This window comes from Paenibacillus sp. FSL K6-1122, assembly GCF_037977015.1.
Classification (GTDB): domain Bacteria; phylum Bacillota; class Bacilli; order Paenibacillales; family Paenibacillaceae; genus Paenibacillus; species Paenibacillus amylolyticus.
In genome coordinates, this window is the sequence record NZ_CP150272.1 from 6,553,172 (window position 1) to 6,568,966 (window position 15,795).

General features: G+C 47.1%; 13 protein-coding genes. 4 read left to right on the top strand and 9 right to left on the bottom strand.

Translation table 11 applies throughout. The features are described from left to right. Positions 1 to 40: 40 nt before the first annotated feature. The 6 genes from NSQ20_RS29195 to NSQ20_RS29220 form a co-directional block, all read right to left on the bottom strand. The gene (locus NSQ20_RS29195; RefSeq protein WP_047840740.1) at positions 41 to 868 is read right to left on the bottom strand and encodes a carbohydrate ABC transporter permease; all 828 of its coding nucleotides are present in this window, start codon (positions 866 to 868) and stop codon (positions 41 to 43) included. After that, complete coding sequence (locus NSQ20_RS29200) at positions 865 to 1,749, bottom strand: sugar ABC transporter permease (RefSeq protein ID WP_047840741.1); 885 nt, start codon at positions 1,747 to 1,749, stop codon at positions 865 to 867. The genes NSQ20_RS29195 and NSQ20_RS29200 overlap by 4 nt, the downstream gene beginning before the upstream one ends. A 179-nt stretch (positions 1,750 to 1,928) precedes the next feature. Further along, positions 1,929 to 3,209 carry an extracellular solute-binding protein gene (locus NSQ20_RS29205; protein WP_047840742.1) on the bottom strand — a complete coding sequence of 427 codons (1,281 nt, stop codon included), beginning with the start codon at positions 3,207 to 3,209 and terminating at the stop codon, positions 1,929 to 1,931. A gap of 147 nt (positions 3,210 to 3,356) precedes the next feature. Beyond that, a complete protein-coding gene (locus NSQ20_RS29210) occupies positions 3,357 to 4,466 on the bottom strand; it encodes a response regulator (protein ID WP_340031303.1) in 1,110 nt (369 codons plus the stop codon). Beyond that, complete coding sequence (locus NSQ20_RS29215; RefSeq protein WP_340031304.1) at positions 4,463 to 6,253, bottom strand: sensor histidine kinase; 1,791 nt, start codon at positions 6,251 to 6,253, stop codon at positions 4,463 to 4,465. Before NSQ20_RS29215 ends, NSQ20_RS29210 begins: the two co-directional genes overlap by 4 nt. A 347-nt stretch (positions 6,254 to 6,600) precedes the next feature. Next, the gene (locus NSQ20_RS29220; RefSeq protein ID WP_340031305.1) at positions 6,601 to 8,604 is read right to left on the bottom strand and encodes a beta-galactosidase; all 2,004 of its coding nucleotides are present in this window, start codon (positions 8,602 to 8,604) and stop codon (positions 6,601 to 6,603) included. Positions 8,605 to 8,858: 254 nt separating this feature from the next. On the opposite strand from NSQ20_RS29220, the gene NSQ20_RS29225 reads away from it, so the two are divergent. Further along, positions 8,859 to 9,824: an AraC family transcriptional regulator gene (locus tag NSQ20_RS29225; RefSeq protein ID WP_340031306.1), complete on the top strand. Its 966-nt coding sequence runs from the start codon at positions 8,859 to 8,861 to the stop codon at positions 9,822 to 9,824. Here the strand turns inward: NSQ20_RS29225 and NSQ20_RS29230 are convergent. After that, positions 9,794 to 10,423 (bottom strand): molybdenum cofactor guanylyltransferase, encoded by a 630-nt coding sequence (locus tag NSQ20_RS29230; RefSeq protein ID WP_340031307.1) that lies wholly within the window; start codon positions 10,421 to 10,423, stop codon positions 9,794 to 9,796. The two genes, NSQ20_RS29225 and NSQ20_RS29230, sit on opposite strands and share 31 nt — an antisense overlap. Before the next feature lie 163 nt (positions 10,424 to 10,586). Here NSQ20_RS29230 and NSQ20_RS29235 point away from each other — a divergent pair, with 163 nt between their 5' ends. Further along, positions 10,587 to 11,780: an MFS transporter gene (locus NSQ20_RS29235; protein ID WP_036667790.1), complete on the top strand. Its 1,194-nt coding sequence runs from the start codon at positions 10,587 to 10,589 to the stop codon at positions 11,778 to 11,780. A gap of 188 nt (positions 11,781 to 11,968) precedes the next feature. Here NSQ20_RS29235 and NSQ20_RS29240 read toward each other — a convergent pair whose 3' ends face one another. Both NSQ20_RS29240 and NSQ20_RS29245 read right to left on the bottom strand, forming a co-directional pair. Next, complete coding sequence (locus NSQ20_RS29240; RefSeq protein ID WP_340031308.1) at positions 11,969 to 12,526, bottom strand: stalk domain-containing protein; 558 nt, start codon at positions 12,524 to 12,526, stop codon at positions 11,969 to 11,971. Positions 12,527 to 12,787: 261 nt separating this feature from the next. Next, on the bottom strand, positions 12,788 to 14,521 hold the full coding sequence (locus NSQ20_RS29245; RefSeq protein WP_127548964.1) for a glutamine--tRNA ligase/YqeY domain fusion protein: 1,734 nt from the start codon (positions 14,519 to 14,521) through the stop codon (positions 12,788 to 12,790). A 280-nt stretch (positions 14,522 to 14,801) separates the two neighbouring features. Between NSQ20_RS29245 and NSQ20_RS29250 the strand changes: the two genes are divergently transcribed. Together NSQ20_RS29250 and NSQ20_RS29255 are read left to right on the top strand one after the other, a co-directional pair. Beyond that, entirely contained in the window at positions 14,802 to 15,044 is a 243-nt protein-coding gene (locus tag NSQ20_RS29250) for a DUF2164 domain-containing protein (RefSeq protein ID WP_244988428.1), read from the top strand. A gap of 126 nt (positions 15,045 to 15,170) precedes the next feature. Continuing rightward, entirely contained in the window at positions 15,171 to 15,719 is a 549-nt protein-coding gene (locus NSQ20_RS29255; RefSeq protein WP_036612698.1) for a GNAT family protein, read from the top strand. The last annotated feature ends 76 nt before the right edge of the window (positions 15,720 to 15,795 follow it).

Below are 15,795 nucleotides of genomic sequence, written 5' to 3' on the forward strand. Positions count from 1 at the left end.
GGGCAAACACCAGATGCGCTGCGGGATTCCTTTGAACGTTCTATCCTTTGACCGCACCCTCCGCAATACCCTCCATGATGAACTTCTGGAAGAACGCATAGATCAGAATAACCGGAATCGCAGTCAGTACCAGGGAGGACAGAATCAATGGCCATTCCTTATTATATTCACCAAACAGCATGTTTGTGGACAGAATCAGCGTATAACGATTCACATCGGTCAGCATGAGCAGTGGCAACAAGAAGTCATTCCAGATCCACAGGAAGTCCAGAATCGCGATGGTGACTGTGATCGGCAGCAAGAGTGGGAAGATAATCTGGAAGAATGTCTGGAACTCATTACATCCGTCCATCTGAGCTGATTCTTCCAATTCACGCGGAATGGACTTCACAAACCCGTGATAGAGGAAGATTGCCATGTTCACGCCAAGTCCTATATAGATCAGGGCCAATCCGTACGTGCTTCCTTGCACCCCCATGCCTTTGGCTACCCGTGTCAGCGGAATCATGATCGAGTGGAACGGCACCAGCATGGATGCAACAAACAGGAAGAAGATCAGGTTACTCAAACGTCCGGAGGTACGTGACAGCTTGTATCCCGCAAGTGAGGCACAGAATACGATTCCCCCAATCCCCAGAAAGGATACAATTGCCGAGTTCATGGAACTGCCCAACAGATTGATTTTGTTAAACGCGTCCGAATAATTCTCCCAGTGCAACGTTGTTGGTAGCGCGAGAAAAGATTGGAACATCTCACCCTGTGTTTTGAAAGAGTTCACAACCGCCATGTAGATCGGCAGCATAGCGACGAGAGAGCCCAGAATCAGCAGCAGTCGAATCAGATAACTGTTCAGTCGTTGCATCCTCATGCTTCCACCTCTTTCTTCTTCATGACGGTGATCTGGATGAGTGTAAAAATGAGTACGATGATGAACAGCACAACCGATTTGGCACTCGCATAGCCATATCTGAAGTTGTTGGAGAACGCTTCTTCATAGATATTCATCGTGATCACCTGCGTGGCCCGGCCCGGTCCACCACCAGTCAGTCCATACACCACTTCGAACACTTTGAATGCTCCGTTCAGCGTCAGGAAGAAACAGATGGTCACGGCATGAGTAATCATTGGCAACACCACATTGCGCAGTACCTGGAATGCGTTGGCCCCATCAATAACAGCCGCTTCTTTGAGACTTTTCGGCACACCCTGGAGAGCAGCCAGATAGATGATCATCATATACCCTACACCGTTCCAGAGCGATACGATCAGAATGGAGTAAAATGAAAACTTCGGATCACCCAACCATTGCTGGTCGAGGAACGAAAAAGCCAGTTTCTCTGCGAGCTGTGGCAGCACCTGAGAGAAGATGAATGTCCACATGAAAGCACTGATGATTGTACTGATCATGTTAGGCATGAAGAACAACGTCCGGAAAAGCCCTTTGCTGCGCGTTCGTGACTCAATCAACACAGCGAGCAGCAAGGCAATTCCATTTTGCAGAATCAGCATAAATATTACATATTTCATCGTGAACCACAGAGAGTTCAGAAAGTCGGGATCTTCTTTGAACAATTCCACAAAGTTGCCCAGACCGATAAAGCTGTAATCCTGATTGAGTCCGTTCCAATCCGTCAGACTATAGAACATGCCACTAAACGTGGGATACAGCAGGAAAATCGCATAGATGACAAAGGCAGGCGCAGTGAACGCGAGCAGTGACAGATACTTCTTGAACACATTCGTAGCCATTGGTTCTCCCCCTTTTCACTCGAAGCGGATGATTGTAAACGAGGGAACAAAGAACGTTCTGCCTGCCGTATCATCTGCTTGGAGACTGCGACGAAACAAAGTACCGCTAATTTGTTGACAAAACTCTCAGACCGTTGAGATTTGCCAACAAAAGCGGATACTCCATTCCTCACAGCTCCTTACTTGTTGACTTTGTTGTAGGATTTCCACGCCTTGTCGAGCGCATCGATAACCTGCTGTTGATTTAATTGCCCAGAGTAGTAGCCTTGCAACGCTTTGCCTGACTCGTCTTTCACCGCTTGAGGGAGGGATGGGTCCTCATAAGCTTTACCTTCACTCACATATTTCTGGGCATCGTCAACCCACGGGAAGCTCTTGAAGTCATGGATCTTGGCAATCGGATTGAACTTGAGCGCTTCGAAGAATGCACTTGAATCCTTGTCATCGAGAATGTAGTTCACGAAATCGAGTGCCACTTCTTTGTTTTTGCTAGATGACGATACTGCCAATGAAGTGGAGGTACTCAGATTGATTTTGGTATCATCCGGATTGTCATTGATCGGCATTGGTGCTACACCAAAGTTCAAGTCCGGGTTGGACTTCAGTATGGTTTCGGCAAACCATGGTCCCTGAATCCACATCGCGGCGCTTCCTGATGCGAAGGCTGCTGAACCATCATCTCCGCCCACTTCCAGCGCTTTGTCCGTTCCATTGGCATTGACGAGATCGAAGATATCAAACAATGCTTTCATATCGGAGAAGGAGCCCTGATCCTGATTCATCTTCTCCACGAAGTCTTTGTGCTCAGACTGAGTTAATGCACCCACCGTAAGTGGCAGGAATAATTGCGGAATCCAGGCTTCTTTGTAGGATAGTTCAAACGGTGTAATGTTGGCTGCTTTGAGTTTCTCCACGACCGCTTTCATTTCTGTTAACGTTGTTGGCACTTCCAGCCCTTGCTCTTCAAAAATATCTTTATTGTACAGATAGCCCCATGATACTGTTTCCAATGGAATAGCTACGATTTTACCCTCCGCATCCGTTATGGAAGGTTTAACCGAATCCAGCAGCTTATCGACAAAAGGTTGGCCCGACAGGTCTTCCAGATAACCAGCTTTGCTGAATGGTGGAATCTCATTGACTGCATGCAGGGCGAACACATCCGGTGCATCATTGGAGGCGAGGCGAGTCTTCAGAATCTGAGGTGCATTGTCCGCAGGTGGCATCTCCAGTTGCACGTTCACTTCAATGTTTTTCTCTGCTTTCTCCTTGGCTTTGAACTGTTCTATATATTTATCGTAATGTTCTTTCAGCCGAGGTTGTGCAACGAATACTTTGAGTGATACCGTGCTGCCTGATGCCGATTCCTCCTGCCCATTGTCCGTTCCTGCATTGGAACCGCAACCTGCGAGCAGAACACTGACCAGTACCGCACTTGCTACGCTTTTCCATACTTTCATCTCTTATGACCTCCCGGTGTGTAACTGGTTTGTCTTTCATAGGCTCATTATATATCAGAAAATGAAAGCGCTTCATTGGACAAAATTAGACTTGTGTATTGGATTATTTTAAACCTTAATCCTGCCGCAAATGCTCTCTCGAACGGCTCATTCCGTGCTACTGCCTGAATTGCCGGATATTCGAGCCTGTCCCTTCCGCATCTCCCCAGGTGAAACTCCGAAATGCTTCTTGAATACCCGATAGAAGTAGGACACATCCTCATAACCAGCCATCTCGGCAACATGCTTGAACGGAATCTGTTCATCCATCACCCATTCTTTCGCTCGCGTCATACGCAACTGGATAACATAGTCGGTCACATTAACCTCATACTCTTTCTTGAATACCTTGCTGAGATATTCCTTGCTGACAAAAAAGATCTGGGCGAGCTGCTCCAGCGTAATCATCTCCATACAGTGCTGCTCCATGTATTGCTTCACCTCATTCAGGTTCAGCTTGTTCTTGAACTTACGCTGCGCAATCAGCTGCTCCAAAGCCAGATAGTACGGAGTCGAAATCCATGCGATCGTGGATTCGATGGAAGCCAGCGCTGTTGAAGGAGGTAGCGCCGTTGCTTCGGGCCGCTCGTACAAGCCATTGGAGACGCACAATTCATCCAGCAAAGCCTGTAATTCATGAGCCACCCTTCCAAGCTGCCGAGGTCTGTTAATCTCGCATCGTTCCAGCTTCTGCTGTAATTGCTGGAACCACTCACGCAGACTCTGAACGTTCAGGTCATTAAACCGCAGGCGGGCCTGCTGCTGAAACAGGGAGAACTCACCTGCGAACGAAGATGGGTACGATTCCCATGATTCAGGTGCTGATTCAACCTTTTCCAATTCCTTTGCACATTTAGCAAGTACACCATTCAGTTCATCCGGATTCACCGGTTTGAGCAGATAATCTGCAGCCCGATGCCGGATCGCATGTTTTGCATAATTGAAGTCATCATACCCGCTCACCACGATCACCTTGATCTGTGGGTACTGTCCGCTCAGCGTCTGTAACAGTTCCACACCGTCTGTACCGGGCATGCGCATGTCCGTAATGATAATGTGAGGCTGATGCTGCTTGACCAGTTGTATGGCCTGCTCGCCATCCTCTGCCTCACCTGCAACGGTCATGCCGAGTTCATTCCAATCTCCGAGATTGCGCAAAATATCCCGGTTCCACGGTTCATCGTCCACCAGTAGCACTCTGTACAGTTCCTTTGTCACAAGGCTTCGCCTCCTGTATTGCAGGGGATTCGTACCGTAACGCTCGTCCCCTGTCCATATTCACTTTCCATGCTCATCCCGTATTCAGGTCCAAAATGCATTACCATTCGTGAGGCCGCATTGACCAGTCCAATACTTGTACCTGAACTCCACACCCGATCTGCCTGCCGGGTAAGCCGCTCCAGTCTGGATTTCATCTCCGTTAGTTTCTCAGCATCCATACCCACGCCGTTATCACAAATTCGAATGGTTACATCTCTAGGTTCACAGACCACCTCAATGCCCAGCTTCCATTCGCCCTGTTTCTTCTCCAGACCATGCAAAAATGCATTCTCCACAATGGGTTGCAAAGACAACTTGGGGATATAACACGCCCGAAGTTCTCCGGTGATCTCCAGTGTATATTCAAGCCTGCCGGCAAAACGCTGCTTCTGAATCAGCATATAATGCTCCAGCTGGTCCAGTTCAGACTGTAGGGGTACAAGTCCATCCGGCGCTCGCACAATATAACGAAACATCTCGCTTAAGGCTCGAATGACCTTGTAACTGTCTGCCGGTTTTTGCGAGTAGACCATGCCGCCAATCATCTGCAGTGTGTTTTGCAGGAAATGCGGATGGATCTGGGATTGCAGTGCTTTGAGCTCGGCCGTCTGCTTCTCCAGATTCATTAGATAGTTGTCGCGAATATGTTCCCGGATACGACTAGCCATGCCGTGCAGATTTTTCTCCAGCAGACCAATCTCATCTACCCGGCCACTTCGCACCACTTCCCTGTCCTTGATCAGTTGAATACCCTTCATGGAATTCGCCAGTCTGACAATGGGTTTCGATGTACGCCAGGCTACGAGCGCAGCTAGTCCTACAGAAATGACGGTTGCCAGGCCACCCACAACCAATCCATATTTCATCGTTTCCAAGGCACTTTCGTTAACAACATGGGCAGGTACAATCTTGATCACAAGCAGTCCTGACGGCTCAATGGAATGAAAGAATACGTACTCCTTGGCTGTACGGATAAACCCCGAACTTTCTTTTGTGCCTGCCAATTTCTCCAGTGCTTCCGCTGAAGGCTGAATATCCTGGTTTGGCTGATAGACCGGACTCCCCGTGCTGTCAGCAATGTATACCGCATAGTCACCCCGACTATCCAGCAGCTCCAGGGTCTGGTTGAACTCAGCCCACTTGACCTCCAGACTGATGGCCCCGATCTGTGCCTGATCCTCGAAGCGGTTCATGCTGCGGGTCATGTGAAACTTTTGCGGATCGTCCGGATCATTGATAATCGTAAAATCTTTATGTTGTGCAAAAAGCTCATGATATCCTTCCGGTATTTCCGATACCGCTTTGATGCGAGAATCCATCGAGTTGAAGGTGAACAAGGTGTCCAATTCCTTCAGGTACAGTTCAACGCCAAATACATAATTGCCAGCGGAATAGTATACACTGTTCAGCATATTGAACATGGCCTTCTGTTCATCGAACCGACTGGCCGCCGGCGCTTCCTCGTTCAACGCCAGATATTGATGCAATTCGTCACTGATCTGAATCGAATAGATAATGTTGTTCATGCGCGCGAACTGTTCACCCAGATAGATGGAGGCCCAGTTCATATTGGCTCGGTTGGTCTCCATAATCTCCTCTTCCATGGAAGAGCGGGTATTCTCAGCAGCCATAGCGGTCATGGCAATGACGGGCAGAACGGCCAGCAGCGTCATGGTAAGAATCAATTTATTGCGAATGCTACGTTTGAAAGGATCTATCAGCTTCCGATAACATTCGGTAAACACAGCGCATCCACTCCTGAGCTAAAATAGACAAACGCCCCAGCATGGAAGCTGAGGGCGCTTTGGTCTTTATATTCGTTTGGAAATGTTAAAATATCACGTTATACAATAGAATGAATGGTTACACGAGATCACTACGTGGTCAGAACAACCCTCTGATCGCTGTTATCACCGGATTTTTTTAATTCCCTTTTCTAAGGGGAAAATCCGTTGATAAAGGCGAGGTATATGCTTCCGATGCAGCTTTCTTTCAGAAAGCTTTTAGCTCCGCTTCCTCAGGTTTCTTCTGCCCTCTCCGTTAACGTGTACTTGTTGAATTCAACTTATATACCTATATTTATTATTTCCTATTATTGTTCGATAATCCGTATGCCCCATGGCTCCAGTTCGATCTTCTCTCCTTCAGCAATCGGGGTTCCTGCCAGAAGTTCAGTTCCTTTTCCATAAGCATTTACGAAGGATGTTGCCTCATCTGCATAATTGAAATAATAGCGAATCGTGTTCCCTTGATCGTTCACACCTGTCTTCACAATGATAGGAAAAGCCAGCTCCTGATCAGCTCCCCATACGCCCGCTTCCTTCATGACACGTTCCAACACCTTACGGATCACCGCAGAACTGGTATAACATCCGACATAGGTTGCTTTCCCTTTTCCATAGGCATTCTGGGTAATTGCCGCATATTCACCCCAATGTGGATGATCATACCAAGCGAGTACTTCAGCCGTTGTCGGCGTAATCAGTTCCATCCAGGTGTGAATTCGGTTCTGCTCCTCACCAACCTCGAATGGATCATCGCGCAGCGAAACATGTTTTGGCTCTACAAAAAGGTTATAACTGATCCCGCATGCCTCACTAATTAGCCCGGGCTGGCGGGTAGAGCGTACCTTGATATGCTCATTTGCAAATCCACTTTTGAACGAGTAGACGATATGTCCGCCATCCTCTACGAATTGATTCAATTTTTCCAGCAATGCATCCGAAGCAGCATACAGAGCAGGTACAACGAGCACATCATATTCCGCATAACTCTCAACCGATGGATCGATCAGGTCACAGCCAATGTTCATCTTGTACAATTCATCGTACATCCAGCGCACCACGTCATTGTAGTTCTTGTCACTGGTGAAGTTAAACCCAAACCACTTGATGGAAGTCAGGGCCTCATTGCTGAACAGCACGGCCACCCGATTCTTTTTCTTCAGATTCACAAGCTTAGGACTCAGTCTTGCAAAATCCCTACCAATGGTCTTCGCTTCGTTGTACACCGGATTCGGTTCGAAATCATGACTGAGCAATCCTTTCCAATACGTCTCAAAGGAATTGTGCAACGAATGCCAGTGCCAGTAAGCGACCATGTTCGCCCCTGAAGCCAGATGACTGAATGCCTGCAAACGCAGCTGTCCCGGATAAGGAACCCAATGCCAGAACGCCTGCGCTTCGGTCTCCAGTACCAGATAATTCGATTGTTTGGTCGAACGCGCCACATCCCCGCCGAATGAAATCTCAATGCCGGTCAGATCATCCTGGGAAGGATGGTAGATGTCCACACTGGTGATGTCAAAAGGTTTCGATGCGGCAAAATGGTCCACATCCCCTTGAATGCCGTAGGAATATCCACGCCAATCGAAGTCAAAGTTCTGGGTAACAAACTGTCCTTCCTGTTTGTATTCATTCACGATCCCCACTTGCCAAGCCAAAAAGTTGGTTACCAACTGTCGCTGGAACTTGGCAAATTCAGCACCCAGACTGCCGTTGATCGTTCCTACAACAGACGGGAAGTCCTCCCAGCTATTGATCCGATTGCTCCAGTAATCGAGGCCAAATTCCTTGTTGAGTTCATCCAGGGAGCTGAACTTGTTACGCATGTATTTCACGAATTGCAGTTGTACATTATCTCCAGCCGTATTGTAATGCTTCGTCTCGTTATCTGTCTGATAACCGATTACCGCTGGATGTGTGCTTACCCGAGAGATCAGCTTGCGGATGATCCGCTCGGCATAGAATAGATAGGTTGGATGTGTAATGTCCATGATCTGTCTTGCGCCATATTTGCCAGGTCCCTGTGAGGTTGTAGCCAGAACGTCCGGATGTTCCTTGACCATCCACGTTGGAACAGCATACGTTGGTGTGCCAACGATAACCTGAATCCCTGCCTCATGCATGGCATCCAACACGCGGTCTACGGAAGAGAAGTCAAATACACCATTCTGCGGTTCATGGGTACTCCAGGTTGATTCTGCAATGCGGACCACGTTAATCCCTGCATCCTTCATCATCTGAATGTCTTTGTCCAATCTTTCGTAAGGCATATATTCATCATAGTAAGCTACGCCATATAATAATTTGTCCATGATTTAATCTCCTTTTTAGGTGGAAAATATAATGATCTTGACGTGTGCAAGAGTTGACATATTCCAATCCATAATGGTAGCGTTTACATTATTATCGTTTGAAGAACTTAGATTGTTCAGCAACCACTTCAAACGCTGATGCGTTCCATGGATTAACCATGCTCACGTTAAACTAATTATAATGAAGTATACTACGGGTGCCGATTGTATAAGGCAAGTTGTTTTTACCCTTTTCCGAGGTGAATATGATGGATATGCGATCACAGCTCCGAGAAATGCCTCACCATACGCTGGCCCACTGGCTGCCTATTATCGACAGTAACATCAAATTCTATGGTGCTCACAGCCAACAAGTACCCTATGGATGGGCGATGCCCGAGGAATCACATCCTGGCTTTGAGATTATGTTGATCATCGAAGGTACGCAGGAGAGTGTGATTCATGGTTATACCTATACCGTGGAGGAAGGTTCCATTCTTCTCATTCCTCCCGGGTTCAAACATACGAATCAATGTGTAACCACGGAAGGCATGACTTATTTTAGCGCTCACTTTAATGTGGATGATCCAGTCTTCACCCTGAAGCTGATGTCACAGCACAGCCGAATCTACGCAGCAGGTACGGCAGATAATAAGAAGATGCGCGTTGTGTTGGAAAGTTGGATGGGCATGATTAACGTATCTGAGGCCTATACATCCACCGAAAAAATGATCATGCAGGCACGCATGTTTGAACTGTTCGCCCTGTTGTCCCAAGCCGCTGACAATGAACCGGAGGCCACCACTTCCGTTGCTACTTCACATGCACCAGCTCCAACAGCCATGCATTATGCGGGAGCTATAGCGGAGGCAATCAAGCAGGCATTCCATGCCCAGCTTCGAACCAAGGAAAGCAGCGTATCCACGGTCAAAGTAGAGCAGATTATATCCTCGTTTGGCATCAGCCCGGGATATGGTCTACAGGTCTTTCGCAAGGTGTATGGACGATCGCCCAGGGCTTACCTGTCCAGCTTGAAGTTGCAGGAGGCCAAAGTGCTGATCGAACAGCCAGAGCTGTCGCTCGGGGAAATTGCGTGGAAGCTCGGTTACACCCATCTGTCCCATTTCAGCAGACAATTCAAACGTTGGACAGGCCAAAGCCCGCTTCAATATCGCAATCATCATGCAGATGCATCAGGTGATCCTGTATCCTACAGATCGGAATCGAGTCCAGAATCTTGATTACGGATACGCTCGTACTCTTCCGGCGTGTTCATATTACTCGTTTGCATCGCTACTTGATGAACGCCCGCTCTTTCAAGCTCTTCCGCTTCGACATAACAGCAACCGATCTCTTCAAGCCATCGCATGACTCGAAGATGATCCTGTATCAGGCGCTGCTCGAGATCAGGGAGAACTCGTTTGTGGTAAGCCCCTGCAAGAGGGTGGACTTGTCCATCCACGCGTGGAACGATAGCAGAATAAGAGTCATGCGACTCGGCCAGCTTTTTTATCCCATCAAAAAAAGACGTTTGCAGGAGCGGCATATCGCAGGCGCAGACTAGATTCCATTCCGTACCGGAAGCCTCCAGTGCCGCGTGAAGACCGGCGAGTGGCCCCTTCCCCGGATAGTGATCCTGAACGCAGTCGTAGCCCATTGCACCGTAGGTTGTCACATTGGGTCCGGCAGCCACGATGATACGGGATACGGCGGGTCTCATGGCCTTTGTGACATGTTGCAGTACAACGGAACCATTCAGTTCCAGCATGGCCTTGTTGGTCCCCATACGACTGGATAATCCTCCTGCCAATATGATGCCTGTCCATTCACGCGTGTTCATGTTGTTATCCTCCCTCCTGGTAACGATATGTGTTTGACTGCATCAATTTCAAAACGTTCGCTATGCATTGAATCCCCTTTCAACAAATGATACATTGAACAATATGCATTTGAAAGGAATGGCTTAATTGGACAGACCTGCACCTTCAAGAGGCAATCCCTCATTGGTTTCTCTGAAACTATATAACTTTTTCATATATGGAGCCATCTCCATCTTTGCCGGATTCCTGCAACTTTACCTGCAAGAGATTGGTATGACCAAACTGGAGATTGGCAGTCTGATGGCGATTGGACCCTTTGTATCCTTGTTTGCCAACCCGTTCTGGGGTTTCTGGAGCGATAAATCTCGCAACATTCGCATCATTCTGATGATTATGATGGGAGGCACATTTGTGCTCGCCCAAGGTGTATTCTATGCGCCCACGTATACGTGGATCTATGTAGCCATGATTTTCTTTTATTTTTTTCAAAGCCCATTATTTGCTCAAACGAACAGTCTGATTCTCGGATATATCGATGGTACAACCCAAAAATTTGGGTCATTCCGGCTCTGGGGTTCACTCGGTTGGGCGCTGACTGCCGTCGCAGCCGGACCGCTCATTGACCGTTTTGGCATCGGCAGTGTATCCATTATATTTGCGTGCATGATTGCCACCGCCTTTGTATTATCCGTATTTCTACCCAGACAGCCGATCGCTTCGGATACACCGGTGGTTACTTTTCGGCGGTTTGGCAAAGTCATGTTCAATCCGTATTTTATGGCATTTATCGGCCTGGGTGTACTCGTATCGGTGCCTAATGCCATGAACAGTACGTTTATGTCACTATACATAGTAGAAATGGGTGGCGACAAACAGATGGTCGGCTGGGCCATCTTCACCTCATCCATTCTCGAAGTCGGCGTATTCCTGCTGCTCGATCGCTTGCTCAAACGCAAAATGAGCATGCTCCTGGCATCTCTCATTCTGATCAGTGTGCTGTTTGCACTTCGCTGGCAGCTCATGGCACTGGCTAACAACCCACTGGAGATTGTATTCATTCAGTTGATGCACTCCATTACGTTTGGTGGGTACTTCTATGTAGGTACGCAACTGACCATGCTGTTTATCCCAAGACCTTATCGTTCTTCCGGTCAAGCGGTCTACACAATGGCCTGGGGCGGTCTCTCCGGCGTCATTGCCGGTCTGTTCGGCGGCTGGTTGTTCCAGAGCTTCGGTGCAGAAATCATGTATAGCATTGGCGTATTCTTCTCGCTCATCGGCGCTGTTGGATTTAGCATCATGTGGTTATCGAATCGACGTAACGGCTATCAACCAGTTGTGTTGACAGAGATGGGTAATATGGATGAGGACAGATAATCTTTTGTTTGAAAAAGTTGAGAGATCGTTTTACACAAGAGCACTACGATGACAGAATACCCTTCTGATCGCTGTTATCCCCGGATTTTACCCTTTGAAAAGGGAATCAAAAAATCTGGGGATAAAGCGGAGCTGTAGTTCGTTCTATCATAATATGAACACGATGCTAGTTTCTCTATAGATTTTAACTAATCATTAAACTGAACAAACACATGCATATACTTATCTAATCCTGGAAAACCGGTTGTACCTTTGATATCCAAGAAATTCAGTTTTTCTTTCCAGTCCACTCTTTCTTGATCGGAGTCATCAGTCGAGAGTTCAAAAATATATGCTAAGACAAATGCATCCATACTCGAGATCCCGTGTTTCAATTGTACCCACTCTTGAGGGAGCACAACTTGATTGTTACCCGCTATGATTTCTTTGCCAGAGAAATTAAGAATCAGTTCTTGTCCTTCATTTTTAATCGTGGTTATTTTTTTCTTTCCATCCCATTTAAACGTTGCTCCAGATCGTTTAAAAACATCTTTCACTGGGATATAAATGGATTTATAAGTTGTTTTTGTTGCCTTTCCATCCTTTATGACACTTAGTTCAACTTTTTTTAGTGATGAATTGTACACATTCGCCGCACGTTCCTTAAAAGGTAGATCTATTAGGGATTGGTCCAAAGCAGCAGAGGCAACAGAGCCTACACAGACAGCTAAAGTTAACATCAACAATAAAGAAACAAATCGCTTCATCTTGATTCCTCCTTGAAATTATTGTTCACATTAACTTAAACGCCGAAAGTTGGAAAAATGTTTATTTAAGTATCCCGTTGTATTAATAATTATTTTTTGTGTATCCACGCAGAACCAGGACTTGTATTAGTACAACCTTCTTTATCAATTGCAGGCGCACAAGAAAAAGGCGTCTCCATTGGCTTATTGCCCTGGAGACGCCTTTTACGTTCATAGATTTAAGTTTACTGCTAACCTATCGTCCTACCTATGCGCTTCACATTATGCCTTCGGCAGTTGGAACGAGCTTTTCAGGGATACGACCCGGTTAAATACCGGACGTCCTGGTTCGGAATGTTTCGGATCTACACTAAAGTAACCGTGACGGAAGAATTGGAATTTATCCTGAGCATTCGCTTCTTTCATCTCTTGTTCCACATACCCATTAACAATCTCAAGGGAGTTCGGGTTCAATTGATCCAGGAACGTTTTCTCCGGTTGCTCTTCCACAACCTCAGCTTCAGCCCCAGCTACTGCCACTTCCACCTCTGCTTCCGGTGCTTCATCCAGGATCAACGGCTCGTACAGACGGAATTCAGCAGGTACCGCTTGAGTCGCTTCTACCCAGTGGATTGTTCCTTTGACTTTACGGCCAGTAAAGCCACTGCCGCTCTTTGTCTCCACATCATAGGTACAATGAATCTCAGTCACATTGCCTTCTGCATCTTTGATCACATCGTTACATTTGATGAAGTATGCATGTTTCAGACGAACTTCATTGCCAGGGAACAAACGGAAATATTTGTTCGGCGGATTTTCCATGAAATCGTCTTGTTCGATATAAATCTCACGAGAGAACGGAATTTGGCGATTACCCATCTCTGGGTTCTCCACATTGTTCTCTGCTTCAAGCCATTCCACTTGTCCTTCAGGATAGTTGGTGATGACCACTTTGAGCGGATGCAACACAGCCATCGTGCGTGGAGCTTTCAGTTTCAAGTCTTCACGTACAAAGTGCTCCAGCGTTTGCAGGTCGATAACTCCATAGTTTTTGGAAATGCCTGTCTCATATACAAAATCACGAATAGCTTCCGGTGTATAACCCCGGCGGCGCAGACCCGAAATTGTTGGCATACGTGGATCATCCCATCCATCCACATGTCCTTCATCTACGAGCAGTTTCAGCTTCCGCTTGCTTGTTACCATCTGGGACAGATTCAGCCGACCAAATTCATATTGACGTGGTTGGTTCTCCATCTCACACTCGGCAATAACCCAATCGTAGAATGGACGTTGATCCTCGAACTCCAAGGAGCAGAGGGAATGCGTTACACCTTCAATTGCATCTTCGAGCGGGTGAGCAAAGGCGTACATCGGATAGATACACCATTTGTCGCCCGTGTTATGATGGTGTGCATGTGAGATCCGGTAAATAACAGGATCGCGCAGATTGATATTAGGTGCAGACATATCGATCTTGGCACGCAGCACTTTCTCCCCGTTCTTGAATTCACCTGCACGCATACGTGTGAACAGGTCGAGATTCTCTTCCACCGAACGATCACGGTACGGGCTGTTCTTACCAGGCTCCGTCAGCGTTCCGCGCATTTCACGGATTTCGTCGGCGCTTTGGTCGTCGATGTAGGCTTTTCCTTTTTTAATCAACAAGACAGCACGGTTGTACATCTCATCAAAATAATCGGAGGCAAAACGTTTCTCGTTCCACTCGTATCCGAGCCATTTCACGTCTTCCTGAATCGATTGAACGTACTCTACATCTTCCTTGACCGGGTTTGTGTCATCAAAGCGCAGATTCGTTTTGCCGCCAAATTCGCCGCCCAGCGTAAAGTTAATCCAGATCGCCTTGGCATGGCCGATATGCAGATAACCGTTCGGTTCCGGAGGAAAACGGGTAATAACTTCCTGGACTTTCCCAGACCGGAGATCTTCGGTAATAATATTTTTGATAAAGTTAGGTGGGGTTGTACGATTGTCCACAGGTATCAAACCTTTCATGAATGGATTGGAGCCTTAGGGAATTGCAGCAATTCCGGCTATAATTCCTTAATAACGAAGTCATTTCCTGAAAAAATCTATTTTCTTGGAAAGTTTCGTACGCGTTTCATTTAAATATACCTTTAACGGGGGAGGAGTTCAATAAAGAACGGCACCAAAGTCAGGATTAGCCGTGCATAAATAGGCCCTAAACCATTTTGACGGGTTCGCTCGAATCATGTAGCATGATAGTAAAAACAAATTAAAGGGAGGGTTTCCCATTCCATCGAACTCGCTTAAACTGACCAAAGAACAGCAGGATGAAGCCATTCGCACCATCCAGTCGTATTTCGAAGAGGAACGTGGCGAAGAACTCGGCGATCTGGCCGCTTGGGGTGTCCTCGACCTGTTCATGACACAGCTCGCTCCCTACATATATAATCAGGCACTCCGTGACGCACGCACAACGGTCAATCAACGCATGGCCTCAATGGAAGAAGACCTGTTTGCACTGGAGCAAAAGTTACCCAAGACTTCCCGCTAATCCACTACAAATACGTGTTCAAAAAATCTGGTTTCATATTCGATGCTGATAATGCCGTTAGGCATGATTCGTAATCAAAAGTGGACTTTTTTGAACAACACTATACAAAGAAAGAAGGTTGCATTCATGTTTACCTATTCATTGGATGAATATACCGAACTCCGGCCACTGGCCATGGAACATACCAAACCGCTGTTTGAACTGACGGATCGCTCGCGGGATCAATTGAGACATTGGTTGCCATGGGTGGATCATGTGACAGAAGTGGAACACACCTCGAACTTTATTACCAACGCGTTAAAACAAGGTGCCGAGAATGGCGGATTCACCGCCGGAGTATGGTCAAAAGGGGATCTAGCCGGCGTCATTGGATTCCACGAGATTAACTGGACCAACCGCTCGGTAAGCATCGGATATTGGCTTGGCAAAGGTTTTGAGGGTCAGGGCTTGATGACAAGCGCTTGTCGCGTTCTGGTTGATTATGCTCTGGTGACCCTGGATCTGAATCGCGTCGAGATTCGCTCGGCAACAAATAACAAACGGAGTCGTGCTATCCCTGAAAGACTTGGATTTGTTCTCGAGGGTGTCATTCGTCAGGCAGAGAAACTGCCTAAAGGTTACGTGAACCATGCGGTGTACGGCATGCTTCAGCATGAATGGGAACTCTTGCGCTAATTCGCTTACATAATAAATCGGAGTGATCTCTCCCAACATAATGGATCAACACGAATACCCTCGATCTCCACGTAAT

What these genes read in the sequence shown, in the direction of transcription:
- NSQ20_RS29240 (WP_340031308.1), bottom strand. Translation starts at nt 12,526, where the DNA reads ATGAAGCGATTTGTTTCTTTATTGTTGATGTTAACTTTAGCTGTCTGT.
- NSQ20_RS29230 (WP_340031307.1), bottom strand. Translation starts at nt 10,423, where the DNA reads ATGAACACGCGTGAATGGACAGGCATCATATTGGCAGGAGGATTATCC.
- NSQ20_RS29225 (WP_340031306.1), top strand. Translation starts at nt 8,859, where the DNA reads ATGCGATCACAGCTCCGAGAAATGCCTCACCATACGCTGGCCCACTGG.
- NSQ20_RS29220 (WP_340031305.1), bottom strand. Translation starts at nt 8,604, where the DNA reads ATGGACAAATTATTATATGGCGTAGCTTACTATGATGAATATATGCCT.
- NSQ20_RS29255 (WP_036612698.1), top strand. Translation starts at nt 15,171, where the DNA reads ATGTTTACCTATTCATTGGATGAATATACCGAACTCCGGCCACTGGCC.
- NSQ20_RS29205 (WP_047840742.1), bottom strand. Translation starts at nt 3,209, where the DNA reads ATGAAAGTATGGAAAAGCGTAGCAAGTGCGGTACTGGTCAGTGTTCTG.
- NSQ20_RS29195 (WP_047840740.1), bottom strand. Translation starts at nt 868, where the DNA reads ATGAGGATGCAACGACTGAACAGTTATCTGATTCGACTGCTGCTGATT.
- NSQ20_RS29200 (WP_047840741.1), bottom strand. Translation starts at nt 1,749, where the DNA reads ATGGCTACGAATGTGTTCAAGAAGTATCTGTCACTGCTCGCGTTCACT.
- NSQ20_RS29245 (WP_127548964.1), bottom strand. Translation starts at nt 14,521, where the DNA reads ATGAAAGGTTTGATACCTGTGGACAATCGTACAACCCCACCTAACTTT.